Source organism: Verrucomicrobiia bacterium, from assembly GCA_035629175.1.
Classification (GTDB): Bacteria; Verrucomicrobiota; Verrucomicrobiia; order Limisphaerales; family DASXHY01; genus DASXHY01.
This window is the reverse complement of the sequence record DASPIL010000089.1, coordinates 1-2305: the sequence shown is the minus strand read 5'-3', so window position 1 is coordinate 2305 and position 2305 is coordinate 1. Positions and strand designations below refer to the sequence as shown.

At 56.6% G+C, this 2305-nt stretch carries 2 protein-coding genes; one reads left to right on the top strand and one right to left on the bottom strand.

The genetic code is table 11. From position 1 onward, the window contains the following. The coding region (locus VEH04_15345) for a transposase (protein HYG24153.1) at nt 1-350 on the bottom strand (350 nt) is incomplete at its 3' end. 136 nt (nt 351-486) lie between these two features. Here VEH04_15345 and VEH04_15340 point away from each other — a divergent pair. Continuing rightward, nucleotides 487-2013, top strand: coding sequence for an NPCBM/NEW2 domain-containing protein (locus VEH04_15340; GenBank protein HYG24152.1), 1527 nt, complete (start codon nt 487-489; stop codon nt 2011-2013). The last annotated feature ends 292 nt before the right edge of the window (nt 2014-2305 follow it).

The window sequence follows — 2305 nt, the reverse complement described above, 5'->3', positions numbered from 1 at the left end:
GCAACTTCCACGGCCTTACTTTCCTCCTGGATGATCACCGATTTGAAACGCCCTTGAAATACCGTCCCGTGGCAGCGATGCGCCCAGTTGAACTTTACGGCGTAGGTCACGTTCAGCCACCGCATTGCATGACCCAGATTGGCCTCTGTTGTTCGCACCAGCAGATGGTAATGATTATCCATCAGCACGAACGCGTGGACCTCCAACCCAAAACGTTCCGGCAACTCCGCCACGGTTCCGAGAAACCGTCGACGGTCCTCGTCATCGCGGAACAAAGCTCCGCCCCGATGCCCGCGGTTCATCACGTGATACCACGCCCCGGCAACCTCAATTCTCAACGGCCTCGCCACGCCCCGCATCTCACGCAATCGACCCGCGAATGTCAACTCTTTAGACGCGACCCCATTCTTTCCCGTCTTTCGGGGATTCAGAAATTAAAGCTAGCCAAATCGCCACCTCTACCTACGCTTTCAAAAGATAATCGAGATGAAAACCCGCTTGGCGTTCTCTGCGATCATCAGTGCTCTGGAGTGTCTCTTGATTTGCTCGTGCGCGACGGATCAGCCATCGCAGCCGCTGGCAGTCGAGGTGCCCATCAACAGAGATGCCGGCCGCGGCGGATTGTTGATCGCAATGGTCCGGTTACAGAACGGTGAAGAGCTGCCCTTCGTTGTCGATACCGGCGCGTCGGGCTCGCTGATCGACAAATCCTTGGCGCCAAAACTCGGCAACCCTATTGGATCGGCGGTGACTCATAGCTGGGGCGTCACAAAAACAAATCTCGCGTATGCCGCTCCCACACTTTTGCTCGGAGGTGTTCCACTGAAAATGACCGGTCCGGCCATCGTGGCGTATGACTGTCAGAATGAATTTTCGTATGCGCGTCCCCGAATCATGGGTCTTCTGGGCATGGACGTGCTGGAAAACTATTGCATCCAACTCGATTTCCCTGCCGGAAAGATGCGATTTCTCCAGGAGGGACAGCGACACGGTGACAATAAGGAGTGGGGCCGGGCATTTCCCATCGTCCCGCTGAACGCCAACGACACGCGACCCGCAGTCGCGGAGAATCTGCTCGGCCTGCACGGCCCGCATTCGCTCATCGACGTCGGTTGCAATTCTGACGGCTGGCTCATGCCCAATTATTTCCAATCCTGGACGAATCATGCTCTTCCGCCTTCGCCCCGCGAAGCACGGGCACAGCACGGGTATTTCGCCGGGGAAAAGTATCCGTTGGTTTCATTGCAGCAGAATGATGTTGAGGCAGATGGTATCGGTTTGCGCTTTCTCGCCCGGCATTTGGTCACGCTCGATTTTCCGAATCGCACGCTCTATCTGGCGCGCAAAAACGTTGGCCCACTCACGAGCCCGGACTTGAAAACCACCGCGCTGCCCGCCTTGGATGCTCTCATCGCGAACCTGTTGCTGGAAGAAACCCATGCGATACAACGTGAACTGGCCAGGATCGAACATAGCCGCACGACCGAAAGGGTAAAGGCGATCGCCCGCAAACTCACAGCGGCCTGGGCCAAAGCACCCAAGCCGGTGCCCGCCAATGTCCCGCCAGCGAGGACGCTATTGTTTTTGGGTGACGCCCAACCGGAAAGTGCCGAGGTGGGCTGGCTGGAACCCGCCGCCAATTGCATCCCACCTAATGCGGAGATTGCCTCTCCGCTGCTCGATTCAGGAAAGATTTACGCCACCGGCCTGTACGCTCACTCGCCATCGCGTTATGTATTCAATCTAGGTGGGGGTTGGAATCGGTTGCGTGGCAAGGCGGGATTACACACCGCTTATCAAGGCCGGGCGTTCGGTGTGATCTTTATCATCAAGGCCGATGGCCGAGAGGTCTTTCGTTCGACCCCGGTTCGCGGGTCGAACCCTATTCACTACGACGTGGATATCGAAGGCGTGAAGGCTTTGGAATTGGTGGTCGAAAAAGCGGGTAACCAGAACGGTGGCAACTGGGCGTTGTGGCTTGAGCCCGAGCTTCTCCGCGAACCATCGATGTGAATGCTGACTGAATCTTCAGCAACCGAGTCTTCACCACCCACTTTCAACAAGCGCTATCACGGGGGGGTGCATCTTGACACTGCCCCCACAATGAGTGCGTGAACGGTTCCTCAATCGACGTAAAGCGCGCAATGGGGTCGCATCTAAAACGTTGACAATTGCTTCTGAAGCTTCGCAACAAACCTCTGGCGCTCCGGGTCAGTCGCCAATAAAACTCCAAATCGCTTCACACCTTGTGCAGCCGCTTGATACTTCACACCGACTTCCCTCACCACTTCCGCCAAACGCATCC

Excerpts from the sequence above, each read along its gene's own strand:
- VEH04_15340 (HYG24152.1), top strand. The coding sequence starts at position 487 with ATGAAAACCCGCTTGGCGTTCTCTGCGATCATCAGTGCTCTGGAGTGT.